This is a genomic window from Pseudomonas sp. IT-P294, assembly GCF_949767865.1.
Classification (GTDB): Bacteria; Pseudomonadota; Gammaproteobacteria; order Pseudomonadales; family Pseudomonadaceae; genus Aquipseudomonas.
Genome location: NZ_CATKQW010000011.1, coordinates 669,169 through 684,197, shown reverse-complemented (window position 1 = coordinate 684,197; position 15,029 = coordinate 669,169). Strand labels below are relative to the sequence as shown.

Below are 15,029 nucleotides of genomic sequence, written 5' to 3'. Positions count from 1 at the left end.
GATGGAGGCTGCCAGTGATGTATCCCTTTTTACTGGTCACTCACTTGCTGGCGGCGATTGCCTTCATCGGCACGTTGTTTTTCGAGGTGGTGATCTGGCATAACGCCCGCCAGCAGGTGGCGGTTAGCGCGCAAACGGGCGCCGATCAAGCGATTGCAGTGCGTTCGCGTAAGGTGTTGCATGGCGTGGTGTTGCTGTTGTATGGCGCCGGCATCAGCCTGGCGTGGCAACACCGTGGCGTATTGAGTCAACCGCTGGCGAGCAGTTTTGGCACGTTGCTGAGCCTGAAGATATTGCTGGCCTTGAGCATCATCGGCCATTACTTCCTGCTGGCGTACTGGCTGAAAAGCGCACGCCTTACCACGACCCGCGCCACTTGGATTCGCCGCAGCATCCTCGGGCACATGGTCTTGATCGTGATCCTGGCCAAGGCCATGTTCTATTGGCACGGTTGATCGCCCGACATCCCTGACAGACAAACCCGCGTCAACCGATGGGTTGGCGCGGGTCGGGTGTGAGCGGCAATCGATCAGTGGCGAGGTTTAAGGGCGTTGACGAACAGCACGTTGTTTTCCAGATGGATGTGTTGCATCAGGTCATCACGAAACTCCAGCAGCCCGCGATACAGGGCACGCCAGGTGTTGCAGGCGTCGGCCGGCGGAGTGATGTTGTTGGTCAGCGCGAGCAGCCTTTCCAATGCTTCGCCATGTTGATCATGTTCAAAGCGCAGCACCTGGATCGGCGGTGCAGCCTGAGGGCCAATGCCTTGTTGCAGCATCGGGAAGAGCACTTGTTCTTCCTTGAGCATGTGGCCTTCGAGTTCTTGTTGCATGTCGGTCAGCAGATCCGCCAGGCCGTTGGGGCAGCTGCTGCGCGCGCCATGGACCTGCTCGACGCGGCGGGCCAGGCGAATCAGTTCCGGCAGTTGTTCGCGGTGGCGAGCGTGGTAGCGCGCCAGAAGGTGGGCGATCAGCAGCGCTGACGGTTCGTTGCGCCAGTCGTGCTGGGTTTCGCCGGTGTCTTGCAGCCGGTGCAGCGCATCGGCAATCAGGACGGGGTCGAGGTCTTTGCCCGCAGCCGCTTCACGCAGGCTTTTATGCCCGCCACAACAGAAGTCGAGTTTGAAGGTGTGAAAAATCCGCGTGGCGCCGGGAATGTCGCAGGCCAGTTGGCCGAGGCTTTGTTCCAATAGAGTCAGGCTCATCAGGGGTTCCTTGTTTGGATTTCAACAGTTCTCCAGGCTCAGTGCATTCGGCATGCCATATATAAACTATTGAAAAATATGGCTTAATTTTTAGTTGTGGTGATAGACACCCGGACGCTTTAGGGTGAATCCAACCATAGAGGGTAATAACTACCATGCTGCGTGAAAGCCTGGCGGCCGACCTGATTGTCGAGTTGCCCAATGCCGTGCGGTTGCAACGATTGGTCCAGACCCTGCGCGAGTACTTCAACAGTGGCGCCGTGGGTTTATTGCGTCTGGATGACGACAGCCTCAGGCCCGTCGCGACGGTCGGGCTGGTGCATGAAGCGTTGGGGCGCCGGTTTGTCATCGCCCAGCATCCGCGGCTGGCGGCGATCATGGCGTCGCGCGAACCCACCTGGTTCGAGCCCGACAGTCGCCTGCCGGATCCCTATGACGGCTTGCTTGACGAACATGCCGGCGAACCGATGCCAGTGCACGACTGCATGGGCGTGAGCCTGTATGTGGAGGGGCGCATCTGGGGCGCGATCACCCTCGATGCGCTGCACGCCGGGACCTTCGACAGCCATGCGCGGGAGGAGCTCAAGCGTTGCACCTTGCAGATCGAAGCCGCCGTACGAGTCACCCGACTGGAACAGGAAAACCGCAGCCTGCGCTTGTCCCGCAGCGATATTCAAGACGTACGCAGGCCCACGGACGAAGGCGAAATCCTCGGGCAAAGTGAAGTGCTGCACCAGTTGCTCAATGAGCTGGATGTACTGGCCGATTCCGAGCTGCCGGTGTTGCTGCTGGGCGAGACCGGCGTCGGCAAAGAGCTGTTCGCTCGGCGTTTGCATCGCTTGTCGCGTCGCAGTCATAAGCCGCTGGTGCAGGTCAACTGCGCCGCTTTGCCGGAATCTCTGGCGGAGAGTGAATTGTTCGGCCATGTCAAAGGTGCGTTTTCCGGCGCCACCAGTGACCGTGCCGGACGTTTCGATGCCGCCAACGGAGGCACGCTGTTTCTCGATGAAGTCGGTGAATTGCCATTGGCGGTGCAGGCGAAACTGCTGCGCACCCTGCAGAACGGCGAGATCCAGCGCCTCGGCGCCGACAAGCCGTTGCACGTCGATGTACGCATCATCGCCGCGACCAACCGGCACCTGCCGGACAGCATCCGCGACGGCTTGTTTCGGGCCGATCTGTATCACCGGCTCTCGGTCTACCCGGTGCCGATTCCGCCGCTGCGCGAACGGGGTAACGATGTGTTGATGCTGGCCGGGCACTTCCTTGAACTGAATCGGGCGCGACTTGGCTTGCGCGGTTTGCGCCTGTCGCCGGCTGCCGAGCGAGCGCTGCTGACTTACAGTTGGCCAGGCAACGTGCGCGAGCTGGAACATGTGATCAGCCGAGCCGCGCTGAAGCAGCTCAGCCGCGGCACGAGTCGCACCCTGATCATGACGCTGGAACCAGAGATTCTGGACCTCGACAGCGCCATGGGCGGGCAGGGCGCGGTCGTCGAAAGTCCTCTGGACGAAACGGTTGAGGCGCCGTTCCAGCCCCTGGGGGAAGCGGTCGACGATTACCAGCGCAAGAAAATTCTCCAGGCCTTGAGCCTGTCCGGGGATAACTGGGCCAGCGCCGCGCGGATCCTGGAAGTCGATCCCAGCAACCTGCACAAACTGGCGCGGCGTCTGCGCCTCAAATAAGGCGGGGCATGCTCAGTGTTGATGGTGGTCAAGGTGATGTTGCGCGGTGTCTCGCACACTGGGTAGAACCTTTTTGGAGATCACCGTCATGCCCCTTTCCCTGGCACAGATGCGCCGCAACTACACCCTTTTTGGCCTGCAAGACGAGGCTGCGCTGGACGACCCGCTGGCCATGTTCCGACAGTGGATGAAACTGGCCCGCGACACCGAGCGCGCGCCTGTCGAAGCCAACAGTATGGTGTTGGCGACCGTCGACAGTGAAGGGCGCCCGCACTGCCGGGTCCTGTTGCTCAAGGGCTTCAGCGATGAAGGCTTCACGTTTTTCGGCAACTATCTGAGTGACAAGGGCCAGCAACTGGCCGCCAACCCGCATGCGGCCATGACTTTTTTCTGGCCGGGACTGGAGCGTCAGGTGCGTATCGAAGGCCAGGTCTCCAGGCTCGCCCCGGCGCTGTCGGATGCGTACTTCGATTCCCGCTCGCAGGACAGTCGTCTGGGCGCCTGGGCTTCACCGCAAAGTCGGTCGCTGGCCAATCGGACCGAGCTTGAATCGCTGTTGATACAAACCACCCAACGGTTTGCCGGCCAGACCGTGCCGCGGCCCGAGCATTGGGGCGGCTACTGCTTGCAGCCTGATCGCCTGGAATTCTGGCAAGGCCGTGCCGACCGCTTGCATGACCGTCTCGATTACCGGTTGCGCGACGGCACTTGGCATCGCAGCCGCCTGGCGCCTTGAAATCCATGATCACACGTATGCAGAACCTGTAGAGGTACCTCCTTTGAGGAATAGGCTCATTGGGAATTCCAGTTCAGGCTTTGTCCCATACCCTCATTTACGGGAAGGCTTGGATATGGCCCATTTGGCGCAACGCACGTTTGAACCCCTGAACATTGCCGTGCTGACCATCAGCGATACGCGCACCTTTGACACCGACACCTCGGGACAGACCCTGACCGATTTGCTGCAAACCGCCGGGCACGTACTGATCGATCGAGGTCTGGTCAAGGACGACATTTATCAGATCCGCGCCAAGGTTTCCCACTGGATCGCCGACCCCTCGGTGCAAGTGGTGTTGATGACCGGCGGCACCGGTTTCACCGCACGCGATAACACTCCACAAGCGGTCCTGCCGTTGCTGGATAAACACGTGGAAGGCTTCGGCGAACTGTTCCGTCAGGTGTCCCTGGCGGAAATCGGCATGTCCAGCCTGCAATCCCGGGCATTGGCGGGGATGAGCAACGGCGTGCTGGTGTGCTGCGTACCGGGCTCGCCGGGTGCCTGCCGAACCGCCTGGAACCAGATCCTGCTCGAACAACTGGACAGCCGCACCGGCCCCTGCAATTTCGCCCCGCATTTGAAACCGCAAGGGCCGCGGGCCATCGACTTCTGCGAGCCACGTTCATGACCGGTCGGGTGTGCGACCTTGGCCATCTGATGCCCGTGGACGAGGCCATCAGCCGTTTGATGGAGCTGGCACCGCCGCCGCCTTCGATGCAAAGGGTCAGTCTGGATCAAGCCTTAGGGCGGGTGCTGGCGGCGGATATTCATTCCCCGGTGAACCTGCCGGCCTGGGACAATAGCGCCATGGACGGCTTTGCCCTCAGGGCCGCTGACCTCCCGCCGCAGGGTGGCTATTTGTCGATTGGCGGGCGGATTGCGGCAGGCGATTCGGCACACTCGCCCTTGATCGCGCAGCAGGCGGTGCAGATTTTTACTGGTGCGCCATTGCCTCCGGGTGCCGACACGGTGGTGCCCCAAGAGCGCTGCCGGATCGAGGCCGAGCGCGTCGGGTTCCCTCCTGTGAAGGTTGGCGATCACGTGCGCAAGAAGGGCGAAGAAGTCCGTCGAGGCGATCTGTTGCTCAAGGCCGGCAAGCGCTTGCGTGCACAGGAAGTGGGGTTGCTGGCCGGCGCTGGTATTGCGCGGGTCGAGGTCTATCGGCCGTTGCAGGTGTGCCTGCTCAGCAGCGGCAACGAGCTGCGTGAACCGGGCGATCCGTTGGCGCCCGGACAGATTTACAACAGCAACCGTTACTGCCTCGCAGCGTTATTGAGCGGTTGGGGCGTCGAGGTGCATGACTATGGCGTCATGGCCGATGAGCTGGCGGCGAGCCGGCATGCCTTGAGCCTGGCGTCTTCGGAGTGCGACCTGCTGTTGAGTTCCGGTGGCGTTTCGGTGGGTGAGGAAGACCATCTCAAACAGGCGATCGAAGAACTGGGCAGCCTGGATTTCTGGCGGCTGGCGATTCAGCCGGGAAAACCACTGGCCTTCGGCGAAGTGGCCGGCAAACCCTGGATCGGCATGCCGGGCAATCCTTCGGCGGCGCTGATTACCGCGCTGGTGGTGGTGCGTCCGTTCCTGCTCAGGGCTCAGGGCGTGAGTGACGTGCTGCCGGTGCCATTGGGCGTGCCGGCCGGGTTCGACTGGTTGCAGCGCAACAAGCGCCGGCAGTACCTGAGGGCAAGGCTCACGCCTGATGCCAACGGCCACTTGAGCGTCGAACTGCACCCTCAACAAAGCTCTGCCATGTTGACCGCCGCGTGTTGGGCCGATGGGCTGGCAGTGATCGAGTGCGAACAGCAAGTACGCAAGCACGACAACGTGATGTTCCTGCCCTTTGCCGAACTGATGCATTGAGGGCAATTGATTACCGTCAAGGCTGTGTCTGCCGGTCTCGCTAGACTGGCAGCGCCTTTTTCGATCGCTGCGCCACAGGCATCGAGGGAGGGTCCAGACGCGTTTTTCCATGAGGATTACCCATGCAACTGGTCTGCCCGGCAGGGAACCTGCCTGCGCTAAAAGCGGCGGTGCGCCAAGGCGCCGATGCTGTTTATGTCGGTTTTCGCGATGACACCAATGCCCGACATTTCGCGGGGCTCAATATGGACGACAAACAGTTCGACGCCGCCGTCGCGCACATCCGCCAGCACCAACGCAAACTCTATGTCGCGGTCAACACGTACCCGCAACCCAAAGGCTGGGAACGCTGGCAACGCGCGGTTGATCGCGCTGCCGATTTCGGCGTGGATGCGCTGATCGCCGCCGACCCCGGCGTGCTCAACTACGCCAGCCAGCGGTATCCGCAACTGGCGTTGCACCTGTCGGTCCAAGGCTCGGCAACCCATGCCGCCGCATTGGAGTTCTATGCGCAGCGCTATGGCATTCGTCGCGCGGTGCTGCCACGGGTGTTGTCGTTGGCACAGGTGCGTCAGGTTGCCACGAGCAGCCCGGTGCCCATCGAAGTCTTTGGCTTCGGCAGCTTGTGCATCATGGCCGAAGGACGTTGCCATCTGTCTTCCTACATCACCGGCGAGTCGCCGAACCTGTGCGGTGTCTGCTCGCCGGCCAAGGCCGTGCGCTGGAGCGATGACGCCGAAGGCTTGAGCGCACGGCTCAGTGAAGTGTTGATCGACCGCTACACCCCTGACGAACCCGCCGGTTACCCGACCTTGTGCAAAGGCCGCTTCCTGGTCGGTGGTAAACGCTTTCATGCGCTGGAAGAACCCACCAGCCTCGACACCCTGGATTTGCTGCCTGAATTGGCGGCCATCGGCGTTGCAGCGGTGAAAATCGAAGGCCGCCAACGCAGCCCGGCCTATGTCGAACAAGTGACCCGCGTCTGGCGTGCGGCACTGGATGCCCACCGCGGCTCGCCGGGCAATTTTCGGGTGAAGGACGAATGGCGTCGGGTACTCGCCGGTTTGTCCGAGGGCAGCCAGACCACTCTGGGTGCTTACCATCGATCATGGCAATGAGGGAGGCGACATGAAGCTCAGCCTAGGACCGGTCCTGTTCTATTGGGACAAAGAACAACTCAGTCACTTCTACGCCGAGATGTCGGCCTTGCCGCTGGACGTGATTTACCTGGGGGAAACCGTGTGCTCGAAACGCCGGTCTTTTTCATTGGATCAATGGTTGGGCGTGGGGCGCGAATTGCAGGAATGCAGCCAGGCGCAGCTGGTGATCTCCAGCCTGACGCTGATCGAAGCGGCGTCCGAGCTCTCCAGCCTGCGCCGGTTGTGCGACAACGGCCAGTTGTTGGTGGAGGCCAACGATATGGGGGCGGTGCAGTTTCTGGCCCAGCGCAAGTTGCCGTTTGTGGGGGGGCCAGCGCTCAACGTGTACAACGGCCATACCCTCGCGCAACTGCTGGACGGCGGGATGACCCGTTGGGTGCCGCCGGTAGAGTGTTCGGCTGCATTGATCGGTGACGTGATCGAACAGGTACGTGAGCTGGGCCGTACGGTTCCGGAAGTCGAGATCTTCGCCTACGGACATTTGCCCTTGGCCTATTCCGCACGCTGCTTCACCGCCCGGGCGGAAAACCGGCCCAAGGACGACTGCCAGTTTTGCTGCATCAACTATCCCGACGGCCTGCCGCTGACCAGTCAGGAAGGGCAGGCGCTGTTCACCATTAACGGCATTCAAACGATGTCGGCCGAGGTGACCAATCTGCTGGCGGATTATGCGGGGCTGGTGGCCTGCGGCGCTGATTTGTTGCGCCTGAGCCCTCGTGCTCAAGGCATGGCCGAAGTCATTGCCGCCTATCAACGGGTGCGTTTGGGTGAGACACCACCGGTGTTCGTCGACGGTTGTAATGGATACTGGCATGGCCAGGCCGGCATGTTGCGCGTCGAGGAGGTCGGCCTGTGTTGAACCGAAAAAAATGGCTGTTGAAAGGTGCCGACCGGTTACTGCCGCTGGTACGTCGGGTGCCCTTTGTGGTGCAGCGCCTGGCGTTGCAGCAGGCGCTCAATCGCTGCCTCGCCGAGCCGTTGCGCGATGGCGAGTTTGAAGTGTTGCGCGGGCGCTGGCTGTGCCTGCGGATCCCCGACCTGGGATTGTCGTGGTTCCTGACACTGACCCGTGAAGGGCTACGAATTGCCGAACACGCCACAGCGGATGTAACCATCAGCGGTAACTGGCGAGAGTTTTTGTTGCTGGCCAGCCGTCAGGAAGATCCGGACACGCTGTTCTTTCGCCGGCGCCTGGTGATCGAGGGCGATACGGAGTTGGGGCTGGCGCTGAAGAACCTGATCGACAGCCTCGATCCCGACGTGTTGCCTGTGTGGCTGTGGCGCAATCTGGAGCGGGCAGGCAAGGGCTTGGCGGCCTGATAGCCGACCTGTATTTTTCTCGGGGTACCCACACTGATCGTTCCCACGCTCCGCGTGGGAATGCATCCCGTGACGCTCCGCGTCACCATTGCGCAGGACTCAAGCCTTGCGTCGTGAGCGGAACGCGGAGCGTCCCCGGCGGCATTCCCACGCGGAGCGTGGGAACGATCAGGTGTACGCGAAGGCATGACGAGCCTAGGCGAGGCACCGAACGAAAGGGGCAAGAGCCCTTGGTTACTTGGGGCTTTTCCAAGTGACTCGCTAATGAAATGGCTACCCCCGTTGCCCCCCCGTGATCGCCTGACACTACGCCATCGCGGGCAAGCCCGCTCCCACAGGGTTTTTGTGTTCTTCAGGCCATCGTTTCCTGCCGGTTCACATGCTGCCGAACATCACTGGCAATCAACTGCCTGATCTCTTCAAACAACTCATCACTCTCTGTCTGCGTGCAGTCCTCGCCATAACGCTTACGCAACCCGTAATGGCTAAGAATCAAGTGCACATCCGCGTGCAAGCCATGTTGCTTCAGGCAGTTTTCAACGCATTGCAACGGGCAACCATCCAGCGCAAAAATCCGCCGTCCCGAGCGGGCCTTGTTGACCAACGCGGACACGTGCCCACCGACTCCGACGATGCAGGACATTTCAGCCAGGCCGCTGCGATCAAGCCGCACGGCGAGGGTATTGGCCAGTTGGGCGACGTTGGAACAGCCTGAGCAGGCATAAATCAGCGGCAGGGTTGAACGGGGCATGAGCGCTCTCCATGGATGGACTCTTTCAGTGTGCAAGGCTGGTGGCATTGCGCATTGACTGCGGTCAATTCCGTCTATTGGAAGGCCGCGAGATCCTCTTCGGCGAGGATGCTGATATTGCGGCGTTCCATCGCGATCAGGCCGCTGTCCACCAGGCGGTGCAAAATCCGCGAAAAGGTTTCCGGCTGAATGCCCAGCTTCGAAGCCACCAGGCGTTTGGACACCTGCAAGACAATCAAGCCGCTGACGGGGTTGCGTTCCTGGAACAGGAAATTGATGACCCGACGGCTTGCACTGGCCATGGTCAAGGTGTCGATGTCACGCAGACGCAGGTGCAGGTGAACGCTCATGCTCGCCAGTATCGCCAGGCAGACTTTCGGCTGGTCTTCCAGGGCGTTGCGGTAGTGGTTGCCCTCGATACTCACCAGCACGCTGTCTTTCAGCGCCGTGGCACTGACCGGGTACAGACGGGCCTGGCTGAACAGCAAGGCTTCGGCAAAGGTCTGGCCCGGCTGGATGATCTCCACCAGGTTCTCCTGGCCTTCGCCGGTGAGCCGATACAACTTGATCTGGCCGCTGACCAGCAGGAAAAAACGCTTGGCCGGATCCCCTTGGTGCATGAGTGTGCTGTGACAGCTCAGGCGCTTGAGCATCGCCAGGCCGCAGACTTCCTCGAAGATTTTCTCCGGAAGCTGGCTGAACAGATGGTGACGGCGCAACGTTAAAACGATGGAAGGGTGGGTCAGCATGGCGTACCTCCGCTGACGCTCATAGTAGAGAGCGTCGGCCCGCTGACCTATGCCTCTAGCGGCCTACCTCCAAAGAGGCATGCCCCTCAGCTTGCATTGCGCAGGTGCTCCATGGCCCACACCGCGGCCTCTACCCGCGAGCGCAAGCCAAGTTTGTGCAGCAGGTTTTTCACGTGAACCTTGACCGTCCCTTCGGTGATGCCCAGCTTGTGCCCGATGACTTTGTTGCTGAAGCCGCTGGCGATGGTTTTCAGCACCTGACGTTCACGCTCGGTCAGTTCCACCATGGTCTGGCGTTGCGGTGAGCGCAGCGCCTGGGCCATGACTTGGGTCAGGCCTGGGCTGATCACCAATTCGCCGTCCAAGGCATTGCGGATGTACTGAATCAACAACTCCGGCTCCATGTCCTTGAGCAGGTAGCCGTCGGCATCCAGGCGCAGTGCGTCGCGAATATCGTCTTCGGCGTCCGACACCGTGAACAGCAGCACCTTACCGGTGTAATGCATCGCTCGTAACTGGCGCAGGGTTTCAATGCCATTCATCACCGGCATGTTGTTGTCGAGTAACACCAGATCCGGTTGCAGCGGCTCGATCAGAACGAGGGCTTCTTCACCGTTGTTGGCTTCACCTACGATCAGGAAATCATCTTCAAGTTCGAGCATCTGGCGGATGCCGTGACGCATCATCGGATGGTCGTCGACCAACAGGATGGTGTGTTGCATGGACGATGTCATGTGATGCTGCCTTCTGTTTGCTGTCCGAGAAACTCCGGTTGGAATTCCAGTTGAACGCGGGTGCCTTGCGGTTCCCGGGACACTATTTTGAGTTGACCGCGCAAGCTGCGAGCTCGCTCATCCATGATGTTCAGGCCGTGGTGTTCGCGTTGGTCGACGTGGCCGCTGAAGCCACGCCCGTCGTCTTCGACGATGAGCCTGACGGTTTCACCGTCCTGTCGCAGTTGCAGCCAGGCGTTTTGCGCGTGGGCGTGGCGCAGGCAATTGGAGAGCGCTTCGCGGGTGATCTGCAAAATGTGGATCTGCTCGCTGGCCGATAACTGAAAGGCCAACGAATCGACGTGCAGGTGCACTTGGAACTCGCCGCGCCGGGAGAACTCCTCGGCGGTGTCCTTGAGCTCCTGCACCAGTCCCGCATCGTGAATCTGCAAGCGAAAGGTGGTCAGCAGTTCGCGTAACTGGCGGTAGGCATTGTTCAACCCTTCGCGCAGTTCGGCGGTGACGTTTTCCAGGGTTTCCATTGGTTCGCCACGGCGCATCAGGGTTTGCAGGCGGCTGACTTGCAGCTTCATGTACGACAGGGCCTGGGCCAGCGAGTCGTGCAACTCGCGGGCGATGATCGTGCGCTCTTCGAGCAGCAGCAGACGATGATCCTGTTCCCGTTGGCGTTTGAGCGAAAGCGAGGTGCCAATCAGGTTGGCCAGGGCCTGGATCAACTGGGTTTCCCAGGCTTGCGTCGGATGGCCGTCGACAAAATGCGCCTTGAGCTCCCCCAGTTCACTGCCCTGGTTGCTGATGCTGAAGGTCTGCGGGCTGGCTTTGTGATGCTTCTGGCACGTGGCGCAGTCGCTGCTGGCGCAGACCTCACGGATGTTCGCACCATGCAGAGCGAGCAATTGCTGGGCCGGTGCCTGCAATTGTCCTTGCAGACACAGCGACAGGCGCAAACCGGGCAGACGTTGCTGGAAGCGCCGAATCAACTCGTCCAGCCCTTCGGCATTGGCCAGGCGAGTGGCGAGGCTTCGACTGCTTTGGTACAGCAACTCGAGGGCGGCATTGGCTTGCTGCAGGTTCAGGGTTTTTTGCTGGACTTGACTCTCCAGGGTGCGGTGCGAATCTTCGATCGTCTCGGCCATGGCGTTGAAACTCATGGCCAGCTCGCCCAGTTCGTCCTGGGACTGATGGTTGACCCGCACCTTGAAATCGCCGCGACGAAAGCGTTGGGTAGCATCCACCAACTCTTTGAGGGGGGTAACGACGCCGTACTGCAATTCGTACAGCCCGATCAGCAGGACGAACAGGGTGGTGAACAGGGCCAGGCCCTGGATGACTTGTTGCCAGCCTTGCTTTTGTTCGCTTTGGCGCTGCAACAGGTCGACGAACTGGTTCAGTTGCTCAATGAAGGGCAGGGCCTGGACCTGAAAATAGGCGGCATCGCCACGCTCCAGTGCCGGACGCAAATCCTTGCCCCATTGTTGCTGAATTTGCCCGTAGCTGATTTGCAGCGCAGTGGTCGGGCCATCTTCCAGCACTGCCTTGAGTGACTGGCTGTTGAGACGGGTTTGCAGGCTGTCGGAGATGGCGAAGATTTCTTCGCCGGTTGCACCTGCCGCCAGTTTCCAGCTCAGGTGGTAAGTCTCCATGCGCACCGAGCCTGCGGTGTTGATGGCGGCAGCATCGCCCTGGCTGAACCAGGCGATCAGTCCGGCACTCAACGAACTGGCGAGGGCGAGCACAGCGATCAGGATTACGGCTAGCCCGGCGCGAGCGGGCAGTGAGCTGCGCAACCAGCGCATCACCAGCGCAGGTCCCGGAAAAATTCAGGAAAACAGAGCATGTGGAACCCCAGGGTAGGGTTTGGCTGCCGATCCCGGGCGCGCTACCTCTAAAGAGTTGTCGACTGATCCTTGTCAGCAAAAACCTTGGCAGAAAACCTTAAGACGCTGATAAACAAACGGTTTTAGGGTTTTCCTGTACTACCTCCTTAGAGGTAGACCGCACAAGCATAGGCCTGTGTCCCCATGGGCTTCGTTGACATGGATCAAGTTTTTGCGGGGTTCGCCTCTCTAGTCTGCCGCCATGGCTAACTGACTGGAGAGCATTGTGACCGAACCCCGTGTACGACAAGGCCTGGTGCTGGGCATGAGCACATTGGCCTTCACTGTGTGTTTCATGGTCTGGATGATGTTCGCCGTGCTCGGGGTGCCGATCAAGGAACTGCTCCAGCTCAACGAAACCCAATTCGGCCTGCTGGCCGCGACCCCCGTGCTGACCGGCTCGCTGGTTCGTTTGCCGCTGGGCCTTTTGACCGACCGTTTTGGCGGTCGCAGCGTGTTCTTTCTGCTGATGCTGGCCTGCGTGGCGCCGCTGTACCTGATCAGTCACGCCACCGCCTATTGGCAGTTCCTGGTGCTGGGCTTGTTCGTCGGCCTGGCCGGCGGCTCGTTCTCGGTGGGGATTGCCTACGTCGCCAAATGGTTCGACAAGGAAAATCAAGGCTTCGCGATGGGCATCTTCGGCGCGGGTAACGCCGGGGCTGCGGTCACCAAGTTTCTCGCCCCGGCGCTGATTGCTGCCGGCAGCTGGCAGCTCGTGCCCAAAGTCTTCAGCGCAATCCTCTTTATTACCGCGCTGTTGTTCTGGTTCCTCAGCGCCGAAAAAAAGGACCACCGCAGTGCCTCGGGTGCCACGTTGCGTGAGCAATTGAGTTCGCTGAAGGACCCGGCCGTGTGGCGCTACTGCCAGTACTACTCGATCGTCTTCGGTGGTTATGTCGCACTCGCGCTGTGGATGACCAAATACTACGTGCAGGAATACGGTTTCAGCCTGCAAAGCGCAGCGCTGCTGGCGGCCTGTTTTTCCCTGCCCGGTGGCGTGCTGCGTGCCGTTGGCGGCTGGATGTCGGATCGTTGGGGTGCACAAAGCGTGACTTGGTGGGTGTTGTGGGTCAGCTGGATCTGCCTGTTCCTGCTCTCGTATCCCCAAACCCAACTGCAAGTGCAGACCCTCAACGGCCCGGTGGATTTCCACATCGGCCTTAGCCCCGCGCTGTTCACCGTGCTGCTGTTCATCATGGGCACCGCCTTTGCGTTCGGCAAAGCCTCGGTCTTCAAATACATCGCCAACGACTACCCGAAAAACATGGGCGCAGTGTCCGGCATCGTCGGCCTTGCCGGTGGCCTGGGCGGCTTCGTGTTGCCAATCCTGTTCGGCGCCCTGGTGGACCTCACCGGAGTGCGCTCTTCCTGCTTCATGTTGATGTACGGCGTGGTCTGGGTCTCCCTCACCTGGATGTACTTCAGCGAAATACGCAAAAGCCCGGTGCTGGGTAAAGCGCCGTTGCTGACACCGTCCCCGATTTCCAGCATTGCCCTAGGAGAAGAACATGTCCGTTCTGCAAAAGCCTGACAAAGGCCCGGTCATTCATGACTGGCGCCCAGAGGACCCCGCATTCTGGGGAAGTAGCGGCAAACAGACCGCCACGCGCAACTTGTGGATTTCCATTCCTGCGCTGCTGCTGGCCTTTGCGGTGTGGATGGTCTGGAGCACGGTGATCGTGCGTTTGAACGCCATCGGCTTCACTTTCACCACCGACCAGCTGTTCTGGCTGGCGGCGTTGCCGGGCCTGTCCGGGGCGACCTTGCGGGTCTTCTATTCGTTTATGGTGCCGATCTTCGGTGGCCGTCGCTGGACCGCCCTGAGCACAGCGTCGCTTCTGCTGCCATCGATCTGGATGGGCTTCGCCGTGCAGGACCCGAGCACCTCCTACAACGTATTCGTGTTGATTGCCTTGCTCTGCGGTTTTGGTGGCGGCAACTTCGCGTCGAGCATGTCCAACATCAGTTTCTTCTATCCCAAGTCGCAGCAGGGCACGGCCCTTGGCCTCAATGCCGGGCTGGGTAACCTGGGCGTCTCGGTGATGCAGTTCTGTGTGCCGTTGGTGATTACCTTCGGTGTGTTCGGTTTCATGGGCGGCTCGCCGCAAGCACTGCCGGACGGCGGCCAGTTGTGGTTGCAGAACGCCGGCTTCATCTGGGTGCCGTTTATTATCCTGGTGACGGTACTGGCATGGTTCGGCATGAATGACTTGTCCAGTGCCCGCGCTTCCTTTAGCGAACAGGCCGTCATCTTCAAACGCAAACACAACTGGCTGATGTGCTGGTTGTACCTGGCGACCTTCGGTTCGTTCATCGGTTTCTCCGCCGCGTTTCCGCTGCTGATCAAAACCTCGTTCCCTGACGTCATTGCCTTGAAATTCGCTTTCCTCGGCCCGTTGGTGGGTGCCCTGGTGCGTCCATTGGGTGGCTGGCTGGCGGACAAGCTCGGCGGCGCGAAGGTGACCTTGTGGAACTTTGTGCTGATGATCGTGATGGTCTTCGGTGTTCTGCACTTCCTTCCTGAAAGCGGCCAGGGCGGCAACTTCTACGGCTTCCTCGGCCTGTTCATGCTGCTGTTCATCACCACGGGCGTCGGCAACGGCTCCACCTTCCGCATGATCCCGGTGATCTTCCGCACCCAGCATGAAAAAGCCTCTGCCGGAAAACCAGCCGCCGTGCGCGAACAAGCGCTGAAAAATGCCGGCAAAGAGTCAGCCGCCGTCCTGGGCTTCAGTTCGGCCATGGGCGCCTTCGGTGCGTTCTTCATTCCCAAATCCTTCGGCACTTCGATGGCCCTGACCGGCAGCCCGGAGATGGCCTTCTACATGTTCGTCGGCTTTTACCTGAGCTGCATCGTGGTGACGTGGTGGTGTTACGCGCGCAAAGGCGCCGCGACACCCTGCTGAGTCGA

At 60.5% G+C, this 15,029-nt stretch carries 15 protein-coding genes; 10 read left to right on the top strand and 5 right to left on the bottom strand.

The window, feature by feature from the left end; all coding sequences use genetic code 11:
- Positions 1-17: 17 nt before the first annotated feature.
- The gene (locus tag ACM6I0_RS10485) at positions 18-455 is read left to right on the top strand and encodes a hypothetical protein (RefSeq protein ID WP_140678151.1); all 438 of its coding nucleotides are present in this window, start codon (positions 18-20) and stop codon (positions 453-455) included.
- Positions 456-529: 74 nt separating this feature from the next.
- On the opposite strand, the gene ytfE is transcribed toward ACM6I0_RS10485, so the two are convergent.
- Complete coding sequence (ytfE, locus tag ACM6I0_RS10480) at positions 530-1,204, bottom strand: iron-sulfur cluster repair protein YtfE (protein ID WP_414922213.1); 675 nt, start codon at positions 1,202-1,204, stop codon at positions 530-532.
- Positions 1,205-1,359: 155 nt separating this feature from the next.
- On the opposite strand from ytfE, the gene norR reads away from it, so the two are divergent.
- The 7 genes from norR (at position 1,360) to ubiT (ending at position 8,007) form a co-directional block, all read left to right on the top strand.
- Complete coding sequence (norR, locus tag ACM6I0_RS10475) at positions 1,360-2,889, top strand: nitric oxide reductase transcriptional regulator NorR (RefSeq protein ID WP_285434924.1); 1,530 nt, start codon at positions 1,360-1,362, stop codon at positions 2,887-2,889.
- 88 nt (positions 2,890-2,977) lie between these two features.
- Entirely contained in the window at positions 2,978-3,625 is a 648-nt protein-coding gene (gene pdxH / locus ACM6I0_RS10470) for a pyridoxamine 5'-phosphate oxidase (RefSeq protein WP_285434923.1), read from the top strand.
- A 115-nt stretch (positions 3,626-3,740) separates the two neighbouring features.
- Positions 3,741-4,295, top strand: a complete 555-nt coding sequence (gene moaB, locus ACM6I0_RS10465; protein ID WP_414922212.1) for a molybdenum cofactor biosynthesis protein B — start codon at positions 3,741-3,743, stop codon at positions 4,293-4,295.
- On the top strand, positions 4,292-5,527 hold the full coding sequence (gene glp, locus ACM6I0_RS10460; RefSeq protein WP_285434921.1) for a gephyrin-like molybdotransferase Glp: 1,236 nt from the start codon (positions 4,292-4,294) through the stop codon (positions 5,525-5,527). The genes moaB and glp overlap by 4 nt, the downstream gene beginning before the upstream one ends.
- Positions 5,528-5,649: 122 nt before the next feature.
- Entirely contained in the window at positions 5,650-6,645 is a 996-nt protein-coding gene (ubiU, locus tag ACM6I0_RS10455; protein ID WP_285434920.1) for a ubiquinone anaerobic biosynthesis protein UbiU, read from the top strand.
- Between the two features lie 10 nt (positions 6,646-6,655).
- The gene (locus ACM6I0_RS10450; RefSeq protein WP_285434919.1) at positions 6,656-7,546 is read left to right on the top strand and encodes a U32 family peptidase; all 891 of its coding nucleotides are present in this window, start codon (positions 6,656-6,658) and stop codon (positions 7,544-7,546) included.
- Positions 7,540-8,007, top strand: coding sequence for a ubiquinone anaerobic biosynthesis accessory factor UbiT (gene ubiT / locus ACM6I0_RS10445; RefSeq protein ID WP_414922211.1), 468 nt, complete (start codon positions 7,540-7,542; stop codon positions 8,005-8,007). The genes ACM6I0_RS10450 and ubiT overlap by 7 nt, the downstream gene beginning before the upstream one ends.
- Positions 8,008-8,359: 352 nt before the next feature.
- Here ubiT and ACM6I0_RS10440 read toward each other — a convergent pair whose 3' ends face one another.
- From ACM6I0_RS10440 to ACM6I0_RS10425, 4 genes are all read right to left on the bottom strand, one after another.
- Positions 8,360-8,758, bottom strand: coding sequence for a putative zinc-binding protein (locus ACM6I0_RS10440; protein ID WP_414922210.1), 399 nt, complete (start codon positions 8,756-8,758; stop codon positions 8,360-8,362).
- A gap of 74 nt (positions 8,759-8,832) precedes the next feature.
- Complete coding sequence (locus ACM6I0_RS10435; RefSeq protein ID WP_017338877.1) at positions 8,833-9,507, bottom strand: Crp/Fnr family transcriptional regulator; 675 nt, start codon at positions 9,505-9,507, stop codon at positions 8,833-8,835.
- Between the two features lie 86 nt (positions 9,508-9,593).
- Complete coding sequence (gene narL / locus ACM6I0_RS10430) at positions 9,594-10,241, bottom strand: two-component system response regulator NarL (protein WP_414922209.1); 648 nt, start codon at positions 10,239-10,241, stop codon at positions 9,594-9,596.
- Entirely contained in the window at positions 10,238-12,040 is a 1,803-nt protein-coding gene (locus tag ACM6I0_RS10425) for a HAMP domain-containing protein (RefSeq protein ID WP_285434915.1), read from the bottom strand. The genes narL and ACM6I0_RS10425 overlap by 4 nt, the downstream gene beginning before the upstream one ends.
- A gap of 304 nt (positions 12,041-12,344) precedes the next feature.
- On the opposite strand from ACM6I0_RS10425, the gene ACM6I0_RS10420 reads away from it, so the two are divergent.
- Positions 12,345-13,649, top strand: coding sequence for an MFS transporter (locus ACM6I0_RS10420; RefSeq protein WP_285434914.1), 1,305 nt, complete (start codon positions 12,345-12,347; stop codon positions 13,647-13,649).
- Positions 13,627-15,024, top strand: coding sequence for a NarK family nitrate/nitrite MFS transporter (locus tag ACM6I0_RS10415; RefSeq protein ID WP_285434913.1), 1,398 nt, complete (start codon positions 13,627-13,629; stop codon positions 15,022-15,024). Before ACM6I0_RS10420 ends, ACM6I0_RS10415 begins: the two co-directional genes overlap by 23 nt.
- Positions 15,025-15,029 lie beyond the last annotated feature (5 nt).

What these genes read in the sequence shown, in the direction of transcription:
- moaB (WP_414922212.1), top strand. Translation starts at nt 3,741, where the DNA reads ATGGCCCATTTGGCGCAACGCACGTTTGAACCCCTGAACATTGCCGTG.
- ACM6I0_RS10440 (WP_414922210.1), bottom strand. Translation starts at nt 8,758, where the DNA reads ATGCCCCGTTCAACCCTGCCGCTGATTTATGCCTGCTCAGGCTGTTCC.
- ACM6I0_RS10485 (WP_140678151.1), top strand. Translation starts at nt 18, where the DNA reads ATGTATCCCTTTTTACTGGTCACTCACTTGCTGGCGGCGATTGCCTTC.
- ACM6I0_RS10415 (WP_285434913.1), top strand. Translation starts at nt 13,627, where the DNA reads ATGTCCGTTCTGCAAAAGCCTGACAAAGGCCCGGTCATTCATGACTGG.
- narL (WP_414922209.1), bottom strand. Translation starts at nt 10,241, where the DNA reads ATGACATCGTCCATGCAACACACCATCCTGTTGGTCGACGACCATCCG.
- pdxH (WP_285434923.1), top strand. Translation starts at nt 2,978, where the DNA reads ATGCCCCTTTCCCTGGCACAGATGCGCCGCAACTACACCCTTTTTGGC.
- norR (WP_285434924.1), top strand. Translation starts at nt 1,360, where the DNA reads ATGCTGCGTGAAAGCCTGGCGGCCGACCTGATTGTCGAGTTGCCCAAT.
- ytfE (WP_414922213.1), bottom strand. Translation starts at nt 1,204, where the DNA reads ATGAGCCTGACTCTATTGGAACAAAGCCTCGGCCAACTGGCCTGCGAC.
- glp (WP_285434921.1), top strand. Translation starts at nt 4,292, where the DNA reads ATGACCGGTCGGGTGTGCGACCTTGGCCATCTGATGCCCGTGGACGAG.
- ubiU (WP_285434920.1), top strand. Translation starts at nt 5,650, where the DNA reads ATGCAACTGGTCTGCCCGGCAGGGAACCTGCCTGCGCTAAAAGCGGCG.
- ACM6I0_RS10435 (WP_017338877.1), bottom strand. Translation starts at nt 9,507, where the DNA reads ATGCTGACCCACCCTTCCATCGTTTTAACGTTGCGCCGTCACCATCTG.
- ACM6I0_RS10450 (WP_285434919.1), top strand. Translation starts at nt 6,656, where the DNA reads ATGAAGCTCAGCCTAGGACCGGTCCTGTTCTATTGGGACAAAGAACAA.